This window comes from Acidovorax sp., from assembly GCF_046314175.1.
Lineage (GTDB): Bacteria > Pseudomonadota > Gammaproteobacteria > Burkholderiales > Burkholderiaceae_C > Acidovorax.
In genome coordinates this window covers 1-23,914 of the sequence record NZ_JBKBXG010000014.1, presented here as the reverse complement: position 1 = coordinate 23,914, position 23,914 = coordinate 1, and the positions used below count along the sequence as shown (strand labels likewise).

Genomic DNA, 23,914 nt, shown 5'->3' with positions numbered 1-23,914 from the left:
CGTTTCGCGCGCCTGTCCGACACGTCGTCGACAGGCTTTGCCGCTACAGTGGCCTTCCTTGTTTCTGCAACATCAGGAGGTATGACATGGGTCTTTTCAGTTTTATCAAGGAAGCCGGCGAGAAGCTGTTCGGCGGCAAAGAGGCACAGGCAGCAACAGCCGCAGCCCCTACGCAAGACGAACTCAATGCCAAGGCAGCCAAAGCCATCGAGACCTACATCACGGCACAGAACCTGGGCGCCAGCAACTTACAGGTCGCCTTTGAAGGCCCCGAAGGCAAGGTCACCGTAAAGGGCACAGCCCCCACACAGGCCGCCAAAGAAAAAATCACCCTGTGCTGCGGCAACGTGGCCAGCGTCACCAGCGTCGACAACCAGATGGATGTGACCAACCCCGAGCCCGAAGCCCAGTACCACGACGTGGTGCGCGGCGACACGCTCAGCGCGATTGCCAAGAAGTTCTATGGCGACGCCAACAAGTACCCCGTGATCTTCGAGGCCAACAAACCCATGCTGAGCCATCCCGACAAGATCTACCCTGGCCAGAAGCTGCGCATTCCGCCGGCTAAGTAACCCCCTGAGTCGCCTGCGGCGCCCTCCCCCAAGGGGGACGCACCCGGTTGCCCGGCAGAGCCGGTTCCACGGGTGCACTGGCTTGGGCCGTGGGGGCGCTAAGGCCGCGACGAGCTGCACGCGGAGACCGCGCGGAGAAGCAAAATTTTGAACAAATCGGCTGCTAGCGCTTGTCCATAAAGCGCTAGCAGCTATTTTTTTGGGAGCATCAACCCTGCTTCCACGGCAGGCCGTGAAAGCGCCAGCCGCCCTTCTTGCCGCGCTGGCCCGCCGCATCGGCGTCGCCTTCAAAACCTTCGAGGATGTTGTACGCGGTGATGCCCAGTTCGGTGGCGCGGCGGGCGGCGGCAATGGAGCGCACGCCACTGCGGCACAGCAGCACAGCCCGCGCGCCGTCCGGCACAGCCGCACGCATCTGCGCATCAAACTCCGCGTTCATGGCCATGCCCGGCCACTGCTTCCAGGCCACAGGCACAGCACCCGGCACATGGCCCACCCACTCGCGTTCAGCGTCGCTGCGCACGTCCACCAGCACAGCCTGGCCTGCCTGCACCCATTGCCAGGCCTGCTGGGGCGTGACGTCTCCTGCATAGCCTTCGGCGGGGGTCATCGTTGGTTCGGTCATCGTCAGGGTCCTTTCAATCCCACAAAGGGGCCGGTTCATCACGCAGGCGGCTGCGCAGCTGGGCGTAGTCGGGCACCACGGTGGCCACGGTGTCCCAGAAACGCGGGCTGTGGTCCATCACGCGCAGGTGGGCCAGTTCGTGGGCCACCACGTAGTCGATGATGGCTGGGCGGTAGTGCAGCAGGCGCCAGTTCAGGCGGATCGAGCCATCGGCCTTGGCGCTGCCCCAGCGGGTGTTGGCGCTGGACAGGCGCAGGCTGGCCCAGCGCACGCCCAGCAGCGGGGCGAAGTGGTCCAGCCGCGTGGTGAAGTGGCGGCGCGCGTCGCGCATGAGCCAGGCCTGCACGGCGTCGCGTATCTGGGCGGGGTTGGCGCTGTGGGGCAGGCCAATGTGCAAGCTGCGCGCAGCGCCACTGCCCTGCTCCACCGCTGCGACCAGCGCCCCGCCCTTGCCCGCAAAGCCGTGGCTGGGGTCCAGCACGACCGTCAGCGGTTCTCCCAGGTACGGGAGAACAGCCCCATTGGTCCAGACGATGCGGCCACCTTCCATGCGCTGCTGGCGGTCGCGCGCTTCTGACAGCTTGCGCAGAATCCAGTCGGACTTCTCGCGCAGCGCGGCATCGACCGCACCCAGCGTGACCCAGCTGGGCGCACGCACCGCGAGACCATCGGCCCCGACAGTGAACCCGATGGTGCGGCGCCGTGCGCGCTGCAGCGCGTAGGCCACCACGGCATCGCCCAGCAGCACTTCGCGGCTGGCTTGTGGGTGGCGGAACTCGGCGGGGGACAGCAGCGATGGCAAAGGCACAGCAGGTGCCGCGGGTCGATTCACTACTGTTTTAGGAGCTACCAGCGCTTGACCATCAAGCGCTAGAGGCACTTTTGGCTTGAAATCTGCAACACTACCCCCCGGCGCTGCAGCCGGTGCCGGAGCCGCAGCCGGTGAGGGGGGCGGGTCAAAAAGGTCCAGCGCCAACTGCACAAGCCGCTGCATCACGATGGGCTACTTTCCGTGGGGCGCTTCGGTGTTTCTGGCGGGCGGGATGACCACGGCGGGGTAGGCATCCGGGTCCAGGCGGCGCATCTCAGCCTCGATCCAGGCTTCCACCTCGCGCATCAGCTCATCGGGCTTGCGGCCCACGCTGGAAATGGGTTTGCCGATGGACACATCCACCACGCCCGGGCGCTTGATGAACGCCTTGCGCGGCCAGACTTTGGCAGATGTGACGGCAATCGGCACCACGGGCGCTCCGGTGTCGATGGCCAGACGCGTGCCGCCAGTCTTGTAGGTGCCCTTTTGCCCCCGCTCGATGCGCGTGCCTTCGGGGAACATGATGATCCAGACGCCCTTGGCCAGCAGTTCTTTGCCCTGCTGCACCACTTTGTGGAAAGCCTGCGTGCGCTGGTCGCGGTCGATGTGGATCATGTCCAGCCGCCCGATGGACCAGCCAAAAAACGGCACGTGCAGCAGCTCCTTCTTGAACACGTAAGCCAGGGGGTGCGGCATGATCGCGGGCATCAAAAACGTCTCGTACGTGGACTGGTGCTTGACCAGCAACACCGCCCCCGCGTTCTCGCCCTGCGGCAGGTTCTCCATGCCCATCACGTTCGCACGCACGCCCAGAAGCACCCGCGCACTGCTGATGCAAAGCGACAGCCACGCCCGCGCTATGCGGTACAGAGGACGGCCGCGCATACCGAACAGCGAGCCCAGCATGATGGCCAGCGTGTAGGGCACCACGGTAATGCCCATCCAGAGAAAGTGAATGACAGAGCGGATGAAAGCCATTTTTATAGTGTTTTTGGCCGCTAGCGCTTATCCATAAAGCGCTGACAGCTATCAATTAAATAGCAATACGAAACGAGCGATTCGAAACATCAGACGATGACAGCCCCAGGCACCGGCACCGAGGCATGCACGGGCACAGGAATGGCCGATGCCAGCACCACGGGCAGCAACTGGTCCACAAAATCACCCAGACTGGCATGCACCTGGGTGCCTGGCGGCAACCCGGCAGGCAGCGCGCCCCCCGGCAACACATGGGCCGACTGCCCCGTGCACACAAGATGCAGACGTGCACCTATTGCGGCCCCCGCCTGCAAGTGTGCCGAGCTACTGCCCACCACCTGCACATCATGGCGCTCCACCCCGTAGCGATCACAAATCTGCTCCAGCAAACCAGGCAAAGGCTTGCGGCAGGTGCAGTCTTCGTCGGCTGCATGGGGGCAATAAAACACCGCATCAATGCGCCCGCCCACGGCTGCCACCTGGCGGTGCATCTTGGTATGAATGGCGTTGAGCGCCATCACATCAAACAAACCCCGCCCCAGCCCCGGCTGGTTGGTGGCCACCACCACATGCCAGCCCGCGTGGTTGAGCCGCGCCACGGCTTCGAGCGCGCCAGGCATGGCGCTCCACTCATCTGCCGAGGTGATGTAGTCGTCCGCTACCAGATTGAGGGTGCCGTCGCGGCCGAGGATGACGAGTTTCATAGGGTGGGTGTGCCTTGTGAGAAGCGCCAGCCTATCAGCTTGTGCAAACCGGTCAAACCGCCAGGCGAGACAGGTCGGCCACGCGGTTCATGGCGTTGTGCAGCATCTTGAGCAAGCCCAGGCGATTCATCCGCACATCCAACTGCTCGGCGTTGACCATCACGTCGTCAAAGAAGGCGTCCACCGGCGCGCGCAGCACGGCCAAGGTCTGCAGTGACGCGGTGTAATCGCCCGCGTCGAACTGGGCATTGGCCTCGGGCACAAAGCGTTGCAGCGCGGCGTACAGGTCTTGCTCGGCTTTTTCCTGCAGCAGGTCGGGGTTCACGTGGGCGTCCACGGCGCCCTCGACCTCGGCCTTCTTGAGGATGTTGCCGACGCGCTTGTTGGCAGCGGCAAGGGCTGGGCTTTCGGGCAAGGCGGCGAAGGCGCGCACTGCGGCCAACTGCTTTTCGACCAGCGCCAGGCGTTGTGGGCGCAGGGCCAAAACAGCATCGACTTCCTGGGCGCTGTAGCCCTGCTCGCGCAGGCTGCCGGCGAGGCGGTCGTAGATGAAGTCAGCCAACGCAGCAGAAGCATCGGTGATTTTGTCGCCGAATGCAGGGACGGCACCGGCCAGCAAGGCACTCAGGTCCAGGGCCAGGTCTTTTTCAACCAGCATGCGGATCACGCCCAGCGCATGGCGGCGCAGCGCAAACGGGTCGCGGTCGCCTGTGGGCAGGTTGCCGATGCCGAACATGCCGACCAGCGTTTCCAGCTTGTCCGCCAGCGCCACCACCACGCCTGCCGTGTTGCGCGGCAAAGAGTCGCCCGCAAAACGCGGCTTGTAGTGGTCTTCAATGGCGTGCGCAACGGTCTCGCCGAGGCCGTCGTTGAGCGCGTAGTAGCCACCCATGATGCCCTGCAGCTCGGGGAACTCGCCCACCATGTCGGTCACGAGGTCGGTTTTGGCCAGTTGCGCGGCTTTGTCGGCATCAGCGACCAAAGCCGCATCGCCCAGTTGCGTTGCGATGGCTTTGGCTATTGACGTAACGCGCTCCACACGTTCACCCTGCGTGCCCAGCTTGTTGTGATAGACCACCTTGCCCAGGCCTTCGGCGCGCGAGGCCAGGGTTTTCTTGCGGTCTTGGTCAAAGAAGAACTTGGCATCGGCCAGGCGTGGGCGCACCACGCGCTCGTTGCCGCCGGTCACAAAGCTGGTGTCTTCGGGGCTGATGTTGCTGACCACCAGGAACTTGTTGGTGAGCTTGCCTGCGGCGTCCAGCAGCGGGAAATACTTCTGATTGGCCTTCATCGTGAGGATGAGGCATTCCTGCGGCACATCGAGAAACTCGGTCTCGAACGAGCAGGTGACCACGTTGGGCCGCTCGACCAGCGCGGTCACTTCGTCGAGCAGCGCTTCGTCTTCGATGGGGCGGGCGCCATTGCCCACCTTTGCGGCAGCAGCGGCCAGCTGGCGGGCGATCTCGGCCTTGCGCTCGGCAAAGCTGGCGATCACGGCGCCGTCCTTCTTCAGGGTGGCGGCGTAGCTGTCGGCGTCGGCCAGCACCACAGGCGACACGGCGGCTTCAAAACGGTGGCCGGTGGTGCTGTTGCCAGCGGTCAGGCCCAACGCCTTCACGGGCACCACGGTGCTGCCATGCAGCGCAACCAGGCCGTGTGCGGGGCGCACGAAGTTCACGCTGGTCCAGCCGGGCAGTTCGCAATCGGTCTCCAGCTGGTAGCTCATCACCTTGGGGATGGGCAACTTGGCCAGAGCTTCGAGCAAGGCCTTTTGCAGGCCTTCCTGCAGCGTGGCACCGGGCACCACGCTGTCGTAGAACAGGGCCTCGGCCTTGCCGTCCTGCGCGCGCTTGAGCGCCGCCACGGCGGCTGCCGGGTCGGACACGTCAGCGCCCAGCGCCTGCAGCTTTTTCAGCAGCGCGGGCGATGCGTTGCCGCTGGCGTCGAGACCCACCGTCACCGGCATGAGCTTTTGCTGCACGGCCTTGTCGGCCGCTTTTTCTGCGACAGCCGTCACATGCGCGGCCAGGCGGCGGGGTGAAGCGAAAGGGGTAACCACGGACGCTGCGGACGCCAGGCCCAGGGCCTTGAGCTGGTCGGCCAGCACGCTGGCAAAGGCATCGCCCAGCTTCTGCAGCGCCTTGGGCGGCAGCTCTTCGACAAACAGTTCAACGAGAAGATTTTGGGTCATCATGTTCTTGTTCTCTTTCGTCCGCTCAAGCGGCCTTCTTGGCCATCTGTTCCACCCACTCGCGCGGCGCCATGGGGAAGCCCAGACGCTCGCGGCTCTCGTAGTAGCTTTGTGCCACGGCGCGGGCCAGGTTGCGGATGCGGCCGATGTAGGCGGCGCGCTCGGTCACGCTGATGGCGCCACGGGCATCCAGCAGGTTGAAGCTGTGCGCGCCTTTGAGCACCTGCTCGTACGCGGGTAAGGCCAGCTGCTGCTCCATCAGGTATTTCGCCTGCTTTTCGTGCGCATTGAAGGCGGTGAACAGAAAGTCCGCGTCGCTGTGCTCGAAGTTGTAGGTGGACTGCTCCACCTCGTTTTGTTTGTACACATCGCCGTAGCTCAGGGTGTCGGTCCACTTCAGGTTGTAGACGTTGTCCACGCCCTGCAGGTACATGGCCAGGCGCTCCAGGCCGTAGGTGATCTCGCCCGTGGCGGGCTTGCAGTCGATGCCGCCCACTTGCTGGAAGTAAGTGAACTGCGTGACTTCCATGCCGTTGAGCCACACCTCCCAGCCCAGGCCCCAGGCGCCGAGCGTGGGGTTTTCCCAGTCGTCTTCCACGAAGCGGATGTCGTTCTTTTTCAGATCGAAGCCCAGCGCTTCGAGGCTGCCCAGGTACAGCTCCAGGATGTTGGCAGGAGCGGGCTTCAGGACCACCTGGTACTGGTAGTAGTGCTGCAGGCGGTTGGGGTTCTCGCCGTAGCGGCCGTCCTTGGGGCGGCGGCTGGGCTGCACGTAGGCGGCCTTCCAGGGCTCGGGGCCGATGGCGCGCAGGAAGGTGGCGGTGTGCGAGGTGCCTGCGCCCACTTCCATGTCATAGGGTTGCAAAAGGGCGCAACCCTGCGCGTCCCAGTAGGACTGCAGCTTCAAAATGATTTGCTGGAATGTCAACATGGCGTCTGTGGCTGAGGCACTGGCAAGCCAGGGCTGGGCAAGTAAGGGGGAAAGAAAAAAGGCGGTGTGCGTGCCAAGCCCGGCGCCTGCAGCCCACAAAGGCAACCAGGGCGGGCATCGCGCGCGCAACCGGTCATTTTACGGCGCTGCGGTGGAGCCGCGCTGGAAACGGCGCATCAGGCCCCAAGCCAATGAAAAATGGCCCCCACGCTCCCCAGGGGGGTGCTTTTCATCTTGGGGCGGCCCGGCAATGAAAAAAGGCCGGAGCCCTTTTGGAGCCCCAGCCTTCCCAACCAGCCACGCGGGCTATAAGCCGGTGCGTACCAGTGGCCACACAGGTGTGGCCCTCAACGCCTGCATAGCGTCAAAATTTGGTGTCAACCCTTGGGTCAGTATTCCCAAAAAATGCGTTGCAACTCTTTGCTGTCATTGGTCTTGGTGACGGCCACCATGGCCAGGATGCGGGCCTTTTGGGGGCGCAGGTCGTGGGCCACCACCCAGTCGTACTTGTCGTCAGGCTGCTCGGCATTGCGCAGCACAAAACCATCCGGCACGCGGGCAGAGCGAACGATCTGCACGCCCGCAGCACGCAGTGCCTTGAGCGAATCCACCGCCTGTGCCGCCACCGAGCCGTTGCCCGTGCCGGCGTGGATCAGCGCCTTCACGCCAGCCTTGCCGTAGGCTTCGATGCCCGTGGTGTTCATGTTGCTGTAGCCGTAGACGATGTCCACCGCAGGCAGGGACTGGATATCGTCGATGTTGAACTCTGACTGCAGGGTGTGGCGCTTGACCGGGGCGCGGAACCAGTAGTTCTTGCCTTCCACCACCATACCCAGCGGGCCCCATTGGCTCTTGAAGGCCTCGGTTTTGATGTTGATGTGCTTGTGCACGTCGCGGCCGCTCTGGATCTCGTCATTCATCGTGACCAGCACGCCCTTGCCCGCGGCGTCCTTGCTGGCCGCCACGCTCACGGCGTCGTACAGGTTCAGTGCACCGTCGGCCGACAGGGCCGTGCCAGGGCGCATGGAGCCGACCACGACGATGGGCTTGTTCGTGCGCACGACCAAGTTCAGGAAGTACGCGGTTTCTTCCAGCGTGTCGGTGCCATGGGTGATGACGATGCCGTCCACATCGGCCTGCTTTGCCAGAGCCGAGACGCGCTGGCCCAGCTTGAACAGGTGGTCGTTTGTGAAGCTCTCCGACGCGATCTGGAACACCTGTTCGCCCGACACCTTAGCCACGTCGGCCAACTCTGGCAGACCTGCCAGCAGCTTGTCGACCGGCACCTTGGCGGCTGCATAGGTTGCGCTGTTGGCTGCTGATGCACCGGCCCCGGCAATGGTGCCTCCGGTGGCCAGCACCACCACATGGGGCTTGGCGGCCTGGGCCATGGCGACGGCCGAAGCGGCGGACAGCAGCAGGCCGGCGAGCCAGCGGTGAGCGGGTTGTGAAATTCGCATGAAGGAGGTCTCCTGAACGGTGTTCTGAATTTCGCAGGGGCGGACGGCCGCATTGTTTTTGACTGCCCTGCGCCCGCCATGTTGTCGGCGGTGCGGCATCCTATGAGAGATCAACACACACCCATGCGGAATAATCAGCTGGTCTCTGTGAATTTCACTCACAGCGTGTCTTCAAGGAACAGGCGATGAATCTGCGACAGCTGGAAGTCTTCCAGGCGGTGCTCCAGACCGGCAACATGAGCGCAGCGGGGCGCCTGCTGTGCATCACCCCGTCGGCAGTGAGCAAGGCCATTGCACACACCGAGCTGCAATTGGGCTACCGCCTGTTCATGCGCACCCCGGCAGGGCTGACCCCCACGCCGGAGGCGCAGGTGCTGGCGGCAGAGTCCACCGGCATCCACCGCCAGCTGGATGCGTTGCGCCGCACCGCCCGCAACCTGGCCACGGCAGACACGGGCGATGTGCGCCTGGCCGCTATTCCGGCGGTGAGCCACGAGTTTTTGCCGCACCTGCTGCAACAACATGCGCTGCGCTACCCCCAGGTGGGCATAGAGGTGCGCACCATCCACCAGGACCAGATGACACAGGCGCTGCTCACGCGCAGTGTGGATTTTTGCCTGGGGTTTTACAAACACCCGCACCCGCAAATCCGCAGCGACCTGCTGGTGAGCGGGCGCCTGTACCTGGCGGTGGCGCAGTCGGTGTGGATGCGCCAGCCGCGCGCTACATCGCGCAGCGCGCGGCTGGCGCAGGCGCCGGTGATCCGGCTGGTGGGGGACGACCCCATGCGGCAGTCCATTGATGACATCGCGCAGCGCCTGGGCACACCCGCAGTGCCCGGCATGCAGGTGCAGACGTCCCAACTGGCGCTGGAGCTGGTGCGGCTGGGCATGGGCTGGACGGTGGTGGATTTTTTGACTGCCACGCACCTGGACTCGGCGACCATGGTCACGCTGGAGCTGCATGAGCTGCCGCCCATTTCGCTGTACAGCTACCACGCGCGGTCGTCACCTCCAGGCTTGCAAGCCACGCGCATGCTGGCGATGCTGCCGGGGCTGCTGCATGAGGCGCTGTCGCCCCGCGCTGGCGGGCAATCGTTGCGTTGAGCGCCCAGACCGCCCACAGCACCCACAGCGCCAAAAGAAAAGGCCCGCCACCCAAGGGGCAGCGGGCCGCACAAGGCGTCAATGCGGGATCAGTTATCCCAGCGGCGCAGCACCAGGCTGGCGTTGGTGCCGCCAAAACCAAAGCTGTTGGACAGCGCCGTGCGAATGGGCGCATCCACCGTTTCCCGCACCAGGGGCATGCCCTCGGCAGCGGGCTCCAGCGTCTCGATGTTGGCTGAGCCGGCAATGAAACCCTGACGCAGCATCAACAGGCAGTAGATCGCCTCTTGCACACCGGTAGCTCCAAGCGAGTGGCCGGTGAGCGACTTGGTGGACGAGAAGCGCGGAATCGCATCACCAAACACTTCACGGATGGCGCGCAGCTCGGGCACGTCACCCACCGGCGTGGAGGTGCCGTGGGTGTTGATGTAATCGATGGGCTCGCTCACCGTCGAGATGGCCTGGCGCATGCAGGCGATGGCGCCATCACCTGACGGAGCCACCATGTCAGCACCATCGGATGTGGCACCAAAGCCAATGACTTCGCCCAGGATGGTGGCACCGCGCGCTTGGGCGTGCTCCAGGCTTTCGAGCACCACGGCGCCGCCGCCACCCGACAGCACGAAGCCATCGCGGTTCGCATCGTAGGCACGCGAGGCCTTTTCGGGCGTGGCGTTGTATGCGCTGGACATGGCGCCCATGGCGTCAAACAACAGGCCCATGCCCCAGGTGACTTCTTCACCGCCACCGGCAAACATCACGTCCTGCATGCCCCAGGCGATTTGCTGGGCGGCCGCGCCAATGCAATGCGCCGACGTGCTGCAGGCCGAGGTGATGGAATAGTTGATGCCCTTGATGCCGTAGTTGGTGGACAGGCAGGCGGACACGGTAGAGCTCATGCAGCGCGTGACCTGGTACGGCCCCACGCGGCGAATTCCCTTGCTGCGCAGGATGTCGGCGGCTTCGATCTGGTTGGCGGGCGAGCCGCCGCCCGAGCCCATGATGAGCCCGGTGCGCGGGTGCGACACCTGATCCGGGGTGAGTCCCGCTTCGGCAATCGCGTTGGCCAGCGCAATGTGCGCATACGCCGCGGCATCGCCCATGAATCGCAGTTGCTTGCGGTCGATCAGCTCTTCGAGGTTGATCTGCGGCACGCCGGCCACCTGGCTGCGCATGCCCAGTTCGGTGAACTGCGGCATGGCGCGGATGCCGGAGCGGCTTTCTCGCAGAGATTGCGACACGGTGGCCATGTCGTTGCCAATGCACGAAACAATGCCCGTGCCGGTGATCACCACGCGTTTCATGCTGCTGCTCCTTGTTCGGCTCCGGCAGGTGCGGCGACCTCTTCGCGCTTGAACAAGCCGACGCGCAGGTCATTGGCCACATAGATCTCCTGGCCATCGGCCAGCAGACGCGCATCGCCAATGGCCATGACCAGCTTGCGCTTGATCACGCGCTTGATGTCGATCTCGTACGTCACCAGCTTGACGTTGGGGCCCACTTCGCCTGTGAACTTGACCTCGCCCGCGCCCAAGGCACGGCCCTTGCCCGGCAGGCGCAGCCAGGTCAGGTAAAAACCGATGAGCTGCCACATGGCATCGAGCCCCAGGCAGCCTGGCATGACCGGGTCGCCCTGAAAGTGGCAGTCAAAAAACCAGAGATCGGGACGCACGTCCAATTCGGCGCGGATCTTTCCCAGCCCGTGCGCGCCACCATCGCTGTCGATGTGCGTGATGCGGTCGAACATCAGCATGGGCGGCAGCGGCAAGCGTCCGCTGTCGGCGCCGAACAGCCGGCCTTCGCCCGAGGCAATCAGTTGTTCGTAGGAAAAGGAATCTGCCATTTTCAGTCGTGCTCCAGAACAGCGGGTGGCCCGCTTCAAATCATCGTTGTACGCAACCCAAGCCCCGGTTGCGGGGCTCCATTATCAAGGCATAGGGAGTCAACTCTAAACAATGTGCGCTCAAGCCATCCGCTCAGCCCCTGAGATCGCGTGACCTGGGTCAAGGGTAGCGCCCCGTGCCGCCCCTCTGGTTTACCTTCACCCACAGCGCCACCAACAGCGTCAATCCTGCCAGCGACCACAGCGGCCAGAGACCCCAGCGGGACACCCACCACGCATACGGGGTGATCGCCCAGCCGTTTTGCGCATCCAGCCCCCGGCCGTGCACCTCGCCCTTGAGCACGCCACGGGTATGGCGCTCTAGCTGGTGGGTGACCACACCGCGGTGGTCAATGATGGCCGTGGCGCCGGTGTTCGTGGCGCGCACCATCGGCCGCTCGAACTCCAGCGCGCGCATGCGGCTGATGTGCAGATGCTGGTCAATCGCGATGGTGTTGCCAAACCAGCCAATGTTGCTGAAGTTGACAAACACGGTGGGCGCCTGGGCCGGGTCGGCAAACCGTGCGCCCAGTTCTTCGCCAAAAAGATCTTCGTAGCAGATATTGGGCGCAATGCGCTGCCCCGCCCAGGCAAACGAGGCCTGCCCGACGGCGCCCCGGTTGAAGTCGCCCAGCGGGATGTCCATCATGGCGGTGAACCACTTGAAGAACGGCGGGATGAACTCGCCAAAGGGCACCAGATGGTGTTTGTCGTACCGATAGGGCTCACCGCTGTTGGCTGGGGACAAGGCCAGCACCGAGTTGGAATAGCCCAGCGCCTCGTCGCCCATCGGAATCCCTAGCAAGGCCGCCTGGCTGCCCTGGGCGTAACGGCTCTGAAGCCCCTCCAGATAGCCCGGCATGAGCTGCTGCGGCAGCAGCGGGATCGCCGTCTCGGGCGCGACGACCAGGTCCGCCTTGGCGTCCCGCAGGGCCTGCGCGTACCACTGCAGTGCAACCGGCACCCCACTGCCCTGCTGAAATTTCTCGTCTTGCGGGATGTTGCCCTGCAGCAGCTCCAGGGTCATCGGGGGCACCCTGCTAAGGACAGTTGAACTGCATGCGCAAAGTAGCTGCGGACTCAACCCAGCGGTGACCACCACCAGTGCCAATACCCAGGTGCGCCAGCGACCAAGATCCGCGCCACGCAACTGCACCCCATACATTGCTAGCACCGCAGCCACGGCCCCGATGCCGTAAACGCCCCCGTAGCGCGCCAACGCCACCAGTGGCCCATCCACATGCGCATAGCCGCCCGCTCCCCACGGGAAGCCCGTCCACAAGGTGCCACGCGCCAGCTCGGCCAACAGCCACAGCGCTCCGAAAAGTAGAGCAGTCAGCGCTTTACTGGCGGGCGCTAGATGGCAAAAAAGCCCCAAAACAGCAGCGTAGTAACTGCCCAGAAAGGCGGCTAGCCCCAACACCGCCGCCACTGCCAGCGGGGCTGCCAGGCCGCCATAGGTGTGCAGGGAAATGAACAGCCACCAGAAGGTGCCCGCCAGCCAGGCCGTGGCAAACAGTCCGCCCATGAGCGCGCCGCGCCGCCACCCTACGGCCTGGTGGGCATGGGGCCGCACCAGCCAGGCCAGCACTGCCATCGACACCAGTTGCAGCCACCACAATGCCTCGCCGCTCCAGGGCCATGCCAGCGACGCGGCCTGCGCCAGGCCGGCGGCCACGGCCAAAGGAGCCTGCAGGGCAAGCCGCTGCCCTGCCGGGGAATCGAACTGCGCCATCAAGTGCTTGCGCTGGTGTCTTCGACCCGCGACACCTTGAACCAGCGCACAGCGCCGCCCTTGGTGTGCAGCACCACAAAGTGCAGCCCCCCCAGCTGGATGTGTTCGCCGCGCTTGGGCACATGGCCCATTTCGTGGGCAATCAGGCCGCCAATGGTGTCGAAATGCTCATCGACGTCACTGCCGACCACGGAGGTATCAAATGCCTCGGACACGCGCTCGATGGGCGTGTCGCCGCTCACACGGTAGGTGCGGTCGGCCAGGCCGAAAATGTCGCCTTCGTCTTCGGGGATGTCGAACTCGTCTTCGATCTCGCCCACGATCTGTTCCAGCACGTCCTCGATGGTGATGAGCCCGGCCACGCGGCCAAACTCGTCGATCACGATGGCCAGGTGGTTGCGGTTGCCTCGAAACTCGCGCAGCAGGTCGTTCAAGCCCTTGCTCTCGGGCACAAACACCGCCGGCCGCAGCAAGGCGCGGATGTTGAGCTCTGGCGCGCGCTGCAGCTTGAGCAGGTCCTTCGCCATGAGGATGCCGATGATGTTCTCGCGCTCGCCCTGGTACACCGGAAACCGCGAATGCGCGGTGTTGATCACCACGTGCAGCAGCTCTTCGTACGGTGCCTCGATGTTGACGAGGTCCATGCGGGGCGCAGCCACCATCACATCGCTGGCCGTCATGTCGGCCATGCGAATCACGCGCTCCAGCATCACACGCGACTCAGCGCCGATGACTTGGTTGTCTTCGGCTTCGGCCAAGGCGTTGATGAGTTCTTCCGTGGAATCGGGCCCCGGGTTGATGAACTCGGCCACTTTCTGCAGGAAGGTGCGCTTGTCTTCCCTTTCGGGCAGACGCCCGGGGTGCGCGGGGTGCGGGTCAGACACTGTCTGGCGTGCAGGACGTGCGGTAGTGAATCAGGCCCCTAGGATAGCGGATTGTCGTGACGACAGGCCACTTGCGCTGCGCGGCTCGCGCTCTGCAGCGCCCGCAGGCTTATTCGGCAGACTGGTGGCGTGCGTGCTGAACACCACTGCGCACTTCCTGCACGTTGGCCAGAAAGTCCCAGAACTGCTTGGCCTGCTTTTTGATCTGGTAGTCCACCTCGGCGAACTGCTGCTCCACGATCTCGGCCATGCGGGTGTCCAGGCTGGCGGGCGGAATCTGCAGGTACGCCTCGGACTCCGAACCATCGCGACGCACGGTGGCACCGGCGTTGCGCGCGATCTTGAGCATGGCGGTGTTCTCTGACAGCGCATGGATAAACACCATGTTCACGCCTTCATTGCGGGCGTGCATCACGGCCCGCTCGAACAACCGTGCGCCAAATCCACGGCCACGGGCCTGCTTGAGTACGGACACGCCAAACTCGGCGCAGTGTTTGTGCTCAGGGTGCTCAGAGAACGCCAGATGGGCCATCGCGATGAGTTCAAGGCGGCGGTTGTAGATGCCAAAAATCTCGTCGCGGTTGAAATCGAGCTGCTCGGCATAGCGGCGAATCTGCTCGTCGTTGGCCGCATAGCCAAAGCGCAGATAACGGTCCGCAGGCTCCAGCTGCAGCAAGTGCTGCGCGATGCGTTCACGGTAAGAGGGGCCAAGGGCGCGAATGGGGACCATCACGGGTGTGGGGGTTTTGTTACGGCTCTCAACAAACGGGCGACCCGCCGCTGGGCGAAGCATGGCTTTGCTGATGTACCAGGAAGCCTTCAGCCAGTCTTTGGTTGCGATCATGGAACCAAATATAAGGGTTTTCCCGAATCATTTCCAGTCCGAATTGCTGCGGTGCAACAAAATAAGAGAGATTGATCTATTGGTGCTGAAAATTGGCTCCAGCTCTTATCCGCCAATGGTTTATAGCTATATTTTTCAACAAAGCCGCTGTTTTATCGTCAGGCGTTAGCATCCTCAAGTCCGGTGCCAGCACCCGCGCTGCCGGGTCACGTCAAGGGTACTGCGGGGCGGGGCTGGCGGCAACCCGCAGATGCAGGAGGTTCTCCTACTGAACCGGAACCAATGCCACGGCCCGGGTCGGGGTTCTGGATGCGTGGGCGTCGGATGTGGCAGTGTTGTTTGCACAACGCTGCAAACCTGGGGCCTCTGTGGCCAGGGCGGTACGTCCCGGCGGAAGGTTCAGCACACCCGTTCGGTCCAGCGACAGAGCGACCTCGTCGCCCAATTGCAACTCCAGGCGGTCAAGACCTTCAGAGTGCTGTATCTCAACGCGCCCATGGTATGTCTGCAGGCGAACGGACTTCATGTGCTTTGCATTAACTTCCAGGTCCTCGTGACGTCCGACACGCGGACGCGTTAGGTGGCGGCACTCGGAGGAGCGCACCTCCAGCGCCTTGATACGTCCGCTCACCCTAAGCTGTTCGCCTTCAACCGTCAGCACTTCCATCGGTACAAGCACATCGACAGAGCTTTGCTCCAATTGCAAATGCGCGATGTGAACAGGTACTTCGATAGTCTGAATCCAGTTCTTGGCGCGGGAACGGCCATGCGAATTAGCGGAAGAAAACATACGAACTCGCAACACCAACGTATCGCCATCCACCGACGCGGCAATCCAGCTTGATGGTGCCAAGATGCCCAATGTTGCGTCCTCATCAGCCACTCTTGGAAAAATGCGCAGGTCAGAGCCCACACCGACTCGCACCGACGTCGCTGGCACATAGTGTTCCGAGGGCTCGACTTCTTCAACCCGCAACCGGGTCACCCCAACAAGGTCGGAAGCCCCAACCACATGAATACGCTCGGCAACCGAAGAGGCTTTCAGTCCGTCCCACCCGCTGATCGCTACCAGCCCCCAGAAGCTCGCCAAAACCCCGACGAAAAGCCAGAGTCCTGATTGGCGCAAAGCCGTGTGTTGTAACCAGCGGGTCATCAGCTCAGCTCCTTGTCGCGGAGGTGCAGATAGGCCTGCAGCCACAACAGCAGGGGCAAGACCAGCCACAGCGTGGCATTGATGGCGTGTACAGCAATGGACACGGACGTGTTGCTGAAAGACCACCATGCTAAAAGCACAGTACCGCTGGCTCTGGCCGTGGCACTGACCAAAATGGTCATCAAGAACAGGACAAAAACCAGTGCCATCGTCTTGAGCATCGCCGCACGCCGGAAGTACAGCGACCCGGCCACCGCCAAAGCCTGCAACGCCCACAGTGCGATCAGAAAACCCACCTGCTGACGCGCTGAAAACACCGAAGAATCATGACTGTGTGGCCACATCGGCACGAAGAGCGCGTGCTTCGCTGCATCAAAACCATTTGAGGGGAAGTCCAGCGCGCCAATGGCCAGCACGATCTGCCGGACGGGCCAAGTGAACGCCAGAAAGAGCAGGCTGTAGCACAGCGGGTAAAGCACAGCCACGACCAGGACGCACAGCAGCCACTTCTCAAATACCGATGCAGGCCGCATGAGCGTCAGGAGCGCCGATTCACGACGCGCCATCGCTTCAAAATAGCGAGCGGCGAAAACGAACCCGGTGAAAAAAAGCCCCCAGAGATAGAGCACCTGCTGGATCCAGGTCGGGAACTCGCGCCCCGAAGCAAGAACCAGCATGAACAAAAGCACCACCACAGCGAGCATTCCCACGACCAGCATATGCCCCAGATACTGCCTGCGCTGCTCGGCCCATTGCGCCTTCGACAGATGCAGGAACCGGGCTGCGGAGAAGAAACTGGAAGTGCCCGCTCCCAGGTCGATGTGTGTGGACACGGTCATGCCAACTCCTTGTCACCTTCAGGGAGCGCTGCCAGCAATGTGTCGCGGCTCAGGCTGAGGGCTTTGTATAGGAGCTCAAGTTGTACGGTGCCTACCGAGCCAGTGCTGTCGGCATCGCGCGCCGCCACATACGCCGTGTGGGCGCCCACAGACTCCTGGAAAATGATGCTGGGGACGGCGCTCAACTCGTCTGCACTGCGGGCAACGCCCATGTGCAGCCGCTGCGCCAGATCGCTCATCGTGGACGACAACGCCAAACGCCCTTGGTCGATGAACCAGACGTGGCTCAGGATGCTTTCCAGATCGTGCGCTTGGTGGGTGCTGATCAGCACCAGCCTGTCGGCCTGCTCAGGGCGCTGCATCAGTTTGCGAAACTGCCCTCGCCCTACGATATCGAGCCCGTTAGTGGGCTCGTCCATCAGCAGCAGCGGGGTGCTGGTGGCCAGTGCAAAGGCAATAGCGGCCTTCTTTTTCTGACCCAGGCTCATAGCTTCGAAACGCATGTCAGCAGGCACCTCCAACTCAACCAAGTAATCACCGAAGCGCTGCACGGAAAACCGGGGGTAAAACAGGCCTTGCGTCGTCGCCAGTTGTGTTGGCTTGAGGTTGGGCAGATGAAATTCCTCGGGGACGATGTAGACGGATTCCAGCAGGTTGGGCGACCGATGGCGGGGGTTTTGGCCCAGCACCCGCAACTGGCCGCCCCAGGGTGCTAACAGGCCGCAGATCAGCTTGAGCAGCGTGGATTTGCCACTGCCGTTGCGGCCAAAAACGCCATAGATGCCAGGTTGCTCAACATGGGCGGAGAAGCCTTGATATAGCGCGCTACGGCCATAGCCGAACTGCAGGTTGTCGATAGCGATCATGAACAATCCGTAACACCCTCCAGCATTGAGGGCCGCGGATTCTTACACAGGCACAGCCGTCGTCGCCTTCACCCGGTCCAGCACAAAACTCGTCTTGCAGTCCTGCACGCTGGGGTGCTTGAGCAGCGTGTCCATGATGAAGCGGCTGTAGTGCGCCATGTCGGCCACCACCACGCGCAGCAAATAGTCCATCTCGCCCGTCAGGGCCGCGCATTCCACCACTTCGGGCCAGGTTTGCACGCTGGCGCGAAACAGGTCCATGGGGTTGCGTTTGTGGCTTTCGGTGTGTTTTTCGAGCCGAACGTTCAGGTAGGCGGTCAGCCCCAGGCCCACAGCCTCTGGCGGCACCAGGGCAACGTAGCGGTTGATGACGCCGGTGTCTTCCAGCCGCTTGACGCGGCGCAGCACGGCGCTGGGGGACAGCCCCACCTGCTCGCCGATGACGTCATAGGTTTCACGGCCGTTGTCTTGCAGACGGCGCAGTATGGCCCTGTCCAGCTTGTCGAGTGCGTTGAAACCGCTCATGACGCAGGATTCTACGAAACAGCGGGCCCGTGTTGCAGCCCACACTGCAGGCGCGGGTATGTCCCGATAGTGACTCTGCGGGTGGAATACAAAAATTGATCTCGCAAAAAAGAACGGTCGTTCGTTTTTGCGAGACATAAAAAACCATATCAACGGAGACAACACATGACCGGATTTCTCAGCCGCCTATTGCGGCGACTTGCGCTGGCAGCCACTGCAGGGCTTTTGCTGCTGGGGGCCAGCGCCCATGCGCAAAACGGCTACACACAAACGCGCTACCCCATCGTGCTGGTGCACGGGCTTTTTGGTTTTGATTCGGCCTTGGGCATCGACTACTTCTACGGCATCCCCAATGCCCTGCGTCAGGGCGGAGCCAAGGTCTATGTGGCGCAGGTGTCAGCCGCCAACAGCACCGAGGTGCGCGGCGAGCAGTTGCTGGCGCAGGTCAAGACCATCCTGGCGATCACAGGTGCCGCCAAGGTGAACCTGGTCGGCCATTCGCACGGTGGGCCCACCACGCGCTATGTGGCAGGCGTGGCGCCGCAGCTGGTGGCGTCGGTCACGTCGATTGGCGGGGTGAACAAGGGCTCGCGCGTGGCCGACATCCTGCGGGGCGTGGCGCCCAACGGGTCGGTGTCTGAAACCGTGGCCAACGCTGCCGCCAAGGCGCTGGTGGGCCTGATTAATCTGACGTCGGGCGGTACCGGCCTGCCCCAGATGCCCACGGCGGCGCTGGACTCGCTCACCACAGCGGGCTCTGCCAAGTTCAATAGCCGCTTCCCGCAGGGCGTTCCCACGTCGGGCTGCGGCAATGGGGCAGAACTGGTCAATGGCGTGCGTTATTACTCGTGGACCGGCACGCAGCCGCTGACCAATGTGCTGGACGCCAGCGACGGGCTGCTCAGTGTGCTGGGCCTCACCTTTGGCGAAGCCAATGATGGCCTGGTATCGGCCTGCTCCTCGCGCCTGGGCAAACACCTGGGCGACTATCGCCAGAACCACCTGGATGAGGTCAACCAGCTGCTGGGCCTGCGCGACTGGTTCTCGACCGACCCGGTAACGCTGTACCGCCAGCACGCCAACCGCCTGAAGACGCTGGGCCTGTAAGCCATGACAAGACCCCGCACTCTGACCGGTGTCTGTGTGGCACTGGCCGCCGCCACGGCCGCCATGGTCTGGTGGCTGGTCCCGCAGACCCAGCATGGTGCGGTGGATCAGCGCCTGGCAGCCGGGGCCGCAGCGGCGCACCACAGCGGCGCGCCGCTGCGCACCGCCGCCCGGCCCATGGAAGACAGCTTTTTTGCGGCCCGCCGCGCAGCCGAATCCGACCACAGCGCCGACCCACTGCTGGTGGACGGCCTGCGCGACACGCTGGAAGCACTGCTGATGCAAGCGCAAGACGACGGCGCTGCAGACCCCGCCACCCTCAAGCAGCGGCTGGCAACGCTGGTGGGCCAGCACTTCCCGCCTGCGCTGGTGGTGCGGGCATTGGCTCTGGCCGAACGTTATGTGGACTACCGCGTGGCCCTTGGACAGCTGCGCACGCCCCAGGACCTGACGGACCCCTACGCACTGCGCGAGTCGCTGGAGGCCCGCCACAAGGTGCGCCAGCAGTTTTTTGACGGCCCCGAACACGACGCGCTGTTCGCCCGCGAGGCCGACCTGGACCGCTACACCCTGGCCCGCCTGGAGATTGCGCGCAACACCCAGCTCACGGCCGAACAACGCGCACTGGCCTTGCGCCAGGCCGACAACGAACTGCCCGAGGCCCGCCGCGCCGAGCGCGCTGCAACCACCGAACACATGAACGCCGCCGCCCAGACGGCCGCGTTCAACGCACAGAACACCGACGAGCGCACGCGCCACGCCGCGCGCAGCGCGCAGTACGGCGAGCCAGCCGCCCACGCCATGGCCCAGCTCGACCGCGAAGAGCAGCACTGGCAGCAACGGCTCGACCAATACAGCCAAGCCCAGGCGCAGCAGGGTGACGGCGCTGCGCTGCAGCGGTTGCGCCAGCAGCTTTTTTCGAATGAAGAACAGCAGCGCATTGACGCCGCGCTGGTGCTGCGCAAGCTGCAGCCCGCCGCTTCCGGCTCCGAAAAAACCAGCTCGGGCGGCTGATCACCACTGAAGGCTCCTTGGCGCCCCGCCCCCCCGCAAGGCGCTCAGCGCGAGCCCAAAGCCTTCAGGCTGCGCGGAATATTGATCATTCGCAAGATTCCTGCAAACCAGAGGCCAAAGCCTCTTGATTTCGCCAGAAACATGAGGCAGTGCGCGCCTACAGTGCATGACATTGATCAACGAATGTCGGAGACGCCCATGAACGCCGCCCTGCCCCAACAAACCACCGCCCAGCTGGACGCCTGGGACAACCCCATGGGCCTGATGGGGTTCGAGTTCATTGAGTTCACCTCGCCCACTCCTGGTGTGCTGGAGGCGGTGTTTGAAAAGCTGGGCTTCACGCTGGTCGCCAAGCACCGCTCCAAGGATGTGGTGCTGTACCGCCAGAACGGTATCAACTTCATCCTGAACCGCGAACCCCACAGCCAGGCCGCGTACTTTGGCGCCGAACACGGCCCGTCGGCCTGCGGCATGGCCTTCCGCGTGAAAGATGCGCACAAGGCCTACCAGCGCGCGCTGGACCTGGGCGCCCAGCCCATCGAGATCCCCACCGGCCCCATGGAGCTGCGCTTGCCCGCCATCAAGGGCATTGGCGGCGCGCCGCTGTATTTGATCGACCGGTTCGAAGACGGCAAGTCCATCTACGACATCGACTTTGAATTTATCGAAGGCGTGGACCGCCGCCCTGCAGGCCACGGCCTGAACCTCGTCGACCACCTGACGCACAACGTGTACCGAGGCCGCATGGGTTTCTGGGCCAACTTCTACGAGAAGCTGTTCAATTTCCGCGAGATCCGCTACTTCGACATCCAGGGCGAATACACAGGCCTGACCTCCAAGGCCATGACCGCGCCCGACGGCAAGATCCGCATCCCGCTGAACGAAGAGTCCAAGCAGGGCGGCGGCCAGATCGAAGAATTCTTGATGCAGTTCAACGGCGAAGGCATTCAGCACATTGCGCTGATCTGCGACAACCTGCAGGACGTGGTGGACAAGCTGGGCATGGCCGGCGTGCAACTGGCCACGGCGCCCAACGACGTCTATTACGAAATGCTGGACACCCGCCTGCCGGGCCACGGCCAGCCGGTGGCAGAGCTGCAGTCGCGCGGCATTCTGCTCGATGGCACCACAGCCGACGGCACTCCGCGCCTGCTGCTGCAGATCTTCTCGACCCCCATGCTCGGCCCGGTGTTTTTCGAGTTCATCCAGCGCAAGGGCGACTACCGCGACGGATTTGGCGAAGGCAACTTCAAGGCGCTGTTCGAGTCGCTGGAGCGCGACCAGATCCGCCGTGGCGTGCTGAACGCCTGAGACGACGGATCAGGGAACCTAAAGGGTTAACCCTGAGCGGATGCCTATACTGCGCGCTCCCTGGAACTCAAAAGGACCCACGATGCCGCTCCATCGCATTTTGCTCAGTACCGCCCTGTTCAGCATGGCCACCGCCGCGCTGGCACAGAACCCTGCTGCGCCCCTCACCATCGTGGTGCCCTACCCCGCCGGTGGTCCGCTGGACATCTCGGCCCGCATCGTCGCCGAAGGCTCCACCGGGCTGGGCACCATCACGGTAGAGAACAAGCCCGGCGCGGGCGGCGGCACCGGGGCCGACCTGGTGGCCAAGGCCCCAAAGACCAGCAACATGGTGCTGATGGGCGCCGTGGCCACGCACGCAGTCAACCCCTGGCTGTACAAGAACTTCCCGTACGAACCGCTCAAGGACTTCAAACCCATCGCCTTGGTGGCGCGCACGCCCAATGTGCTGGTAGTGAACGCGCAGCAGGCCGCCACGCTGGGCATCAAGACCACGCCCGACCTGGTGGCGCACCTCAAAAAGAACCCGGACCAAGCCAAGTACGGTTCGGGCGGCAACGGCAGCATCGGCCACATCTCGGCCGAGATGTTCAAGTCACTCACCAATACCAAGATGGGCCACACGCCGTTCCAGGGCTCCAAACCCGCGCTGGCGGCGCTGGAGTCCGGCCAGGTGCTGATGGTGTTCGACAACCTGGCTTCGGCGCTGCCGCAGATCCAGTCGGGCAAGCTGATGGCGTTGGGCGTGACCACGCTCAGCCGCAACGAAGCGCTGCCCAACGTGCCCAGCATCAACGACAGCGTGCAGGGTTTTAACGTGTCCACCTGGTTTGGGCTGTTCGCTCCGGCCTCGCTGCCCGATGCGGACGCACGCCGCTATGCCACCGCGTTCTCGGCCGCCATGCACTCGCCCGCAGGCAAAGAGAAGTTCAAGAAGATGGGCATCACGCCCGAAGAGCTGACGCTCGACGGGTTTGCGCAGTTTGTGCGCTCGGAAAACAGCAAATACGAGTTTCTGATCCGGGCCGCAAAAATCAAGATCGATTAATAGCCGTCGGGCAGGTGCGCGCCACTTTCTCGGCGCGCAGGGTCATGGCGGCAAAGGAGCAAAAAATGGGACAAGCCCCCGTCGTCTATGGCCAATCCACCCGCCCACCCCGTGGCGACTACTCGCGCGCCAACGCGGACTACACCTGCCCGCAGGACTACGCGGCCTACACGGCAGCCGACCACGAAACGTATCGCCGCCTGTACGAGCGCCAGCGCGCCCTGCTGCCTGGGCTGGCCAGCCAGGCCTTCATCGACGCCCTGCCGTCACTGGGCGCCAGCGACCGCATTCCGCGTTTTGAAGAAGTGAACGAGCGCCTTTACAAGGCTACCGGCTGGGAGCTGGTGGGCGTGCCCGGGCTGATACCCGAGGTGCCCTTTTTTACCCTGCTGGCCAACCGCAAATTCCCGGTGACGGACTGGATCCGCAAGCCCGAAGAGTTCGAGTACATCGTCGAGCCCGATATTTTTCACGACCTGTTCGGGCATGTGCCGCTGCTGTTCAACCCCGTGTTTGCGGACTATGTGCAGCGTTATGGCCAGGGCGGGCTGAAGGCGCAGGGGCTCGGGTCTTGCGAGATGCTCTCGCGCCTCTACTGGTACACGATCGAGTTCGGGCTGATCCGCGAGGCGGGGGAGTTGCGGGCTTATGGCGCGGGGATTTTGAGTTCGTCGGGCGAGCTGGCTTATTCAGTGCAGAGCGCGGAGCCGCAACGGATTCCTTTGGCGCTGGAGAGGACCATGCGCACGAAGTACAAGATCGATACGTACCAGCAGACGTATTTTTTGATCGACAGTTTTGAGCAGCTGTTTGAGATGACGGCGGCGGACTTTGCGCCGATTTATGAGCGGCTACAGGGGCTGCCGGAGTTTGCGGCGGATGAGCGGGATGCGGTGGTGGCTTGATTTTTTGAATGAAATTTGGCTTTAGCGCTTATCCATCAAGCGCTGGTAGCTATTGTTTTTGTAGTTTCCAGTTTCTTCTTGTCCCTGATCTGTCGAAGTCGAAGCTCGCTTGCTGAGCTGACGGCGTGCCTGGTTTCAGGGCGGAGGCCGGGAGTCGCCCGGCATGCGAGTAACTTTCTTTCGCGTCGCCGAAAGAAAGTCACCAAAGAAAGGGCGACCCCACTGCCTGCGTCCCTTCGCTTCGCTGCGGGCAACCTGTGGTGCTCGCGGGCGGGGTGCGCCGCAGAACTCGCTGCGCGCTGGCGCGCTCCGCTCAAACAACTGCGGCGAGCTAGACCACGAAGCATGTGTGTCCTTCGGCACACATGCCACCCCGCCCGCTGCGCTCCTCGGCGCATACAGAGGGGATTGGGGAGAAACATC

23 protein-coding genes are annotated in these 23,914 nt (G+C 63.4%); 7 read left to right on the top strand and 16 right to left on the bottom strand.

Going from position 1 to position 23,914, the window contains the following annotated elements; all coding sequences use genetic code 11:
* Positions 1-86 precede the first annotated feature (86 nt).
* Positions 87-572: a peptidoglycan-binding protein LysM gene (gene lysM / locus ACK4OE_RS05715; protein ID WP_409883659.1), complete on the top strand. Its 486-nt coding sequence runs from the start codon at positions 87-89 to the stop codon at positions 570-572.
* Between the two features lie 208 nt (positions 573-780).
* Here the strand turns inward: lysM and ACK4OE_RS05710 are convergent, their stop codons facing one another.
* From ACK4OE_RS05710 to ACK4OE_RS05680, 7 genes are all read right to left on the bottom strand, one after another.
* A complete protein-coding gene (locus tag ACK4OE_RS05710; RefSeq protein WP_409883658.1) occupies positions 781-1,197 on the bottom strand; it encodes a rhodanese-like domain-containing protein in 417 nt (138 codons plus the stop codon).
* A gap of 13 nt (positions 1,198-1,210) precedes the next feature.
* On the bottom strand, positions 1,211-2,191 hold the full coding sequence (locus ACK4OE_RS05705; RefSeq protein WP_409883656.1) for a M48 family metallopeptidase: 981 nt from the start codon (positions 2,189-2,191) through the stop codon (positions 1,211-1,213).
* Between the two features lie 9 nt (positions 2,192-2,200).
* Entirely contained in the window at positions 2,201-2,986 is a 786-nt protein-coding gene (locus ACK4OE_RS05700) for a lysophospholipid acyltransferase family protein (protein WP_409883655.1), read from the bottom strand.
* An 89-nt stretch (positions 2,987-3,075) separates the two neighbouring features.
* Positions 3,076-3,690 carry a D-glycero-beta-D-manno-heptose 1,7-bisphosphate 7-phosphatase gene (gene gmhB / locus ACK4OE_RS05695; RefSeq protein WP_409883654.1) on the bottom strand — a complete coding sequence of 205 codons (615 nt, stop codon included), beginning with the start codon at positions 3,688-3,690 and terminating at the stop codon, positions 3,076-3,078.
* A gap of 52 nt (positions 3,691-3,742) precedes the next feature.
* The gene (glyS, locus tag ACK4OE_RS05690; RefSeq protein WP_409883653.1) at positions 3,743-5,884 is read right to left on the bottom strand and encodes a glycine--tRNA ligase subunit beta; all 2,142 of its coding nucleotides are present in this window, start codon (positions 5,882-5,884) and stop codon (positions 3,743-3,745) included.
* Between the two features lie 22 nt (positions 5,885-5,906).
* Positions 5,907-6,812: a glycine--tRNA ligase subunit alpha gene (gene glyQ, locus ACK4OE_RS05685; RefSeq protein WP_409883652.1), complete on the bottom strand. Its 906-nt coding sequence runs from the start codon at positions 6,810-6,812 to the stop codon at positions 5,907-5,909.
* 389 nt (positions 6,813-7,201) lie between these two features.
* Positions 7,202-8,272, bottom strand: coding sequence for a type II asparaginase (locus ACK4OE_RS05680; RefSeq protein WP_409883651.1), 1,071 nt, complete (start codon positions 8,270-8,272; stop codon positions 7,202-7,204).
* 185 nt (positions 8,273-8,457) lie between these two features.
* Between ACK4OE_RS05680 and ACK4OE_RS05675 the strand changes: the two genes are divergently transcribed.
* Entirely contained in the window at positions 8,458-9,378 is a 921-nt protein-coding gene (locus ACK4OE_RS05675; protein ID WP_409883650.1) for a LysR family transcriptional regulator, read from the top strand.
* 89 nt (positions 9,379-9,467) lie between these two features.
* On the opposite strand, the gene fabB is transcribed toward ACK4OE_RS05675, so the two are convergent.
* From fabB to ACK4OE_RS05630, 9 genes are all read right to left on the bottom strand, one after another.
* A complete protein-coding gene (gene fabB / locus ACK4OE_RS05670) occupies positions 9,468-10,682 on the bottom strand; it encodes a beta-ketoacyl-ACP synthase I (RefSeq protein ID WP_409883649.1) in 1,215 nt (404 codons plus the stop codon).
* Positions 10,679-11,221, bottom strand: a complete 543-nt coding sequence (gene fabA, locus ACK4OE_RS05665) for a 3-hydroxyacyl-[acyl-carrier-protein] dehydratase FabA (RefSeq protein ID WP_409883648.1) — start codon at positions 11,219-11,221, stop codon at positions 10,679-10,681. The genes fabB and fabA overlap by 4 nt, the downstream gene beginning before the upstream one ends.
* A gap of 160 nt (positions 11,222-11,381) precedes the next feature.
* Positions 11,382-12,995: an apolipoprotein N-acyltransferase gene (lnt, locus tag ACK4OE_RS05660; RefSeq protein ID WP_409883647.1), complete on the bottom strand. Its 1,614-nt coding sequence runs from the start codon at positions 12,993-12,995 to the stop codon at positions 11,382-11,384.
* On the bottom strand, positions 12,995-13,879 hold the full coding sequence (locus ACK4OE_RS05655; RefSeq protein WP_409883646.1) for an HlyC/CorC family transporter: 885 nt from the start codon (positions 13,877-13,879) through the stop codon (positions 12,995-12,997). Before ACK4OE_RS05655 ends, lnt begins: the two co-directional genes overlap by 1 nt.
* 109 nt (positions 13,880-13,988) lie before the next feature.
* Positions 13,989-14,723: an N-acetyltransferase family protein gene (locus tag ACK4OE_RS05650; protein ID WP_409883645.1), complete on the bottom strand. Its 735-nt coding sequence runs from the start codon at positions 14,721-14,723 to the stop codon at positions 13,989-13,991.
* Between the two features lie 265 nt (positions 14,724-14,988).
* A complete protein-coding gene (locus ACK4OE_RS05645) occupies positions 14,989-15,876 on the bottom strand; it encodes a hypothetical protein (RefSeq protein WP_409883643.1) in 888 nt (295 codons plus the stop codon).
* Positions 15,876-16,715: a hypothetical protein gene (locus tag ACK4OE_RS05640; RefSeq protein ID WP_409883642.1), complete on the bottom strand. Its 840-nt coding sequence runs from the start codon at positions 16,713-16,715 to the stop codon at positions 15,876-15,878. The genes ACK4OE_RS05645 and ACK4OE_RS05640 overlap by 1 nt, the downstream gene beginning before the upstream one ends.
* On the bottom strand, positions 16,712-17,581 hold the full coding sequence (locus ACK4OE_RS05635; protein WP_409883641.1) for an ATP-binding cassette domain-containing protein: 870 nt from the start codon (positions 17,579-17,581) through the stop codon (positions 16,712-16,714). Before ACK4OE_RS05635 ends, ACK4OE_RS05640 begins: the two co-directional genes overlap by 4 nt.
* Positions 17,582-17,623: 42 nt before the next feature.
* Positions 17,624-18,106 (bottom strand): Lrp/AsnC family transcriptional regulator, encoded by a 483-nt coding sequence (locus ACK4OE_RS05630; RefSeq protein ID WP_409883640.1) that lies wholly within the window; start codon positions 18,104-18,106, stop codon positions 17,624-17,626.
* Between the two features lie 165 nt (positions 18,107-18,271).
* On the opposite strand from ACK4OE_RS05630, the gene ACK4OE_RS05625 reads away from it, so the two are divergent.
* From ACK4OE_RS05625 to phhA, 5 genes are all read left to right on the top strand, one after another.
* Positions 18,272-19,213 carry an esterase/lipase family protein gene (locus ACK4OE_RS05625; protein WP_409883639.1) on the top strand — a complete coding sequence of 314 codons (942 nt, stop codon included), beginning with the start codon at positions 18,272-18,274 and terminating at the stop codon, positions 19,211-19,213.
* Between the two features lie 3 nt (positions 19,214-19,216).
* Positions 19,217-20,227 carry a lipase secretion chaperone gene (locus ACK4OE_RS05620; RefSeq protein WP_409883637.1) on the top strand — a complete coding sequence of 337 codons (1,011 nt, stop codon included), beginning with the start codon at positions 19,217-19,219 and terminating at the stop codon, positions 20,225-20,227.
* A gap of 198 nt (positions 20,228-20,425) precedes the next feature.
* Positions 20,426-21,538, top strand: a complete 1,113-nt coding sequence (gene hppD, locus ACK4OE_RS05615) for a 4-hydroxyphenylpyruvate dioxygenase (RefSeq protein WP_409883635.1) — start codon at positions 20,426-20,428, stop codon at positions 21,536-21,538.
* Positions 21,539-21,620: 82 nt separating this feature from the next.
* Positions 21,621-22,586: a Bug family tripartite tricarboxylate transporter substrate binding protein gene (locus tag ACK4OE_RS05610; RefSeq protein WP_409883634.1), complete on the top strand. Its 966-nt coding sequence runs from the start codon at positions 21,621-21,623 to the stop codon at positions 22,584-22,586.
* Positions 22,587-22,651: 65 nt separating this feature from the next.
* Positions 22,652-23,491, top strand: a complete 840-nt coding sequence (gene phhA / locus ACK4OE_RS05605; protein WP_409883633.1) for a phenylalanine 4-monooxygenase — start codon at positions 22,652-22,654, stop codon at positions 23,489-23,491.
* The last annotated feature ends 423 nt before the right edge of the window (positions 23,492-23,914 follow it).

What these genes read in the sequence shown, in the direction of transcription:
- phhA (WP_409883633.1), top strand. Translation starts at nt 22,652, where the DNA reads ATGGGACAAGCCCCCGTCGTCTATGGCCAATCCACCCGCCCACCCCGT.
- fabA (WP_409883648.1), bottom strand. Translation starts at nt 11,221, where the DNA reads ATGGCAGATTCCTTTTCCTACGAACAACTGATTGCCTCGGGCGAAGGC.
- glyS (WP_409883653.1), bottom strand. Translation starts at nt 5,884, where the DNA reads ATGATGACCCAAAATCTTCTCGTTGAACTGTTTGTCGAAGAGCTGCCG.
- fabB (WP_409883649.1), bottom strand. Translation starts at nt 10,682, where the DNA reads ATGAAACGCGTGGTGATCACCGGCACGGGCATTGTTTCGTGCATTGGC.
- ACK4OE_RS05710 (WP_409883658.1), bottom strand. Translation starts at nt 1,197, where the DNA reads ATGACCGAACCAACGATGACCCCCGCCGAAGGCTATGCAGGAGACGTC.
- ACK4OE_RS05680 (WP_409883651.1), bottom strand. Translation starts at nt 8,272, where the DNA reads ATGCGAATTTCACAACCCGCTCACCGCTGGCTCGCCGGCCTGCTGCTG.
- ACK4OE_RS05635 (WP_409883641.1), bottom strand. Translation starts at nt 17,581, where the DNA reads ATGATCGCTATCGACAACCTGCAGTTCGGCTATGGCCGTAGCGCGCTA.
- ACK4OE_RS05640 (WP_409883642.1), bottom strand. Translation starts at nt 16,715, where the DNA reads ATGACCGTGTCCACACACATCGACCTGGGAGCGGGCACTTCCAGTTTC.
- ACK4OE_RS05620 (WP_409883637.1), top strand. Translation starts at nt 19,217, where the DNA reads ATGACAAGACCCCGCACTCTGACCGGTGTCTGTGTGGCACTGGCCGCC.
- ACK4OE_RS05630 (WP_409883640.1), bottom strand. Translation starts at nt 18,106, where the DNA reads ATGAGCGGTTTCAACGCACTCGACAAGCTGGACAGGGCCATACTGCGC.
- ACK4OE_RS05625 (WP_409883639.1), top strand. Translation starts at nt 18,272, where the DNA reads ATGACCGGATTTCTCAGCCGCCTATTGCGGCGACTTGCGCTGGCAGCC.
- ACK4OE_RS05675 (WP_409883650.1), top strand. Translation starts at nt 8,458, where the DNA reads ATGAATCTGCGACAGCTGGAAGTCTTCCAGGCGGTGCTCCAGACCGGC.
- ACK4OE_RS05705 (WP_409883656.1), bottom strand. Translation starts at nt 2,191, where the DNA reads ATGCAGCGGCTTGTGCAGTTGGCGCTGGACCTTTTTGACCCGCCCCCC.
- ACK4OE_RS05700 (WP_409883655.1), bottom strand. Translation starts at nt 2,986, where the DNA reads ATGGCTTTCATCCGCTCTGTCATTCACTTTCTCTGGATGGGCATTACC.
- lnt (WP_409883647.1), bottom strand. Translation starts at nt 12,995, where the DNA reads ATGGCGCAGTTCGATTCCCCGGCAGGGCAGCGGCTTGCCCTGCAGGCT.
- glyQ (WP_409883652.1), bottom strand. Translation starts at nt 6,812, where the DNA reads ATGTTGACATTCCAGCAAATCATTTTGAAGCTGCAGTCCTACTGGGAC.
- ACK4OE_RS05610 (WP_409883634.1), top strand. Translation starts at nt 21,621, where the DNA reads ATGCCGCTCCATCGCATTTTGCTCAGTACCGCCCTGTTCAGCATGGCC.
- ACK4OE_RS05650 (WP_409883645.1), bottom strand. Translation starts at nt 14,723, where the DNA reads ATGATCGCAACCAAAGACTGGCTGAAGGCTTCCTGGTACATCAGCAAA.
- hppD (WP_409883635.1), top strand. Translation starts at nt 20,426, where the DNA reads ATGAACGCCGCCCTGCCCCAACAAACCACCGCCCAGCTGGACGCCTGG.
- gmhB (WP_409883654.1), bottom strand. Translation starts at nt 3,690, where the DNA reads ATGAAACTCGTCATCCTCGGCCGCGACGGCACCCTCAATCTGGTAGCG.
- lysM (WP_409883659.1), top strand. Translation starts at nt 87, where the DNA reads ATGGGTCTTTTCAGTTTTATCAAGGAAGCCGGCGAGAAGCTGTTCGGC.
- ACK4OE_RS05645 (WP_409883643.1), bottom strand. Translation starts at nt 15,876, where the DNA reads ATGACCCGCTGGTTACAACACACGGCTTTGCGCCAATCAGGACTCTGG.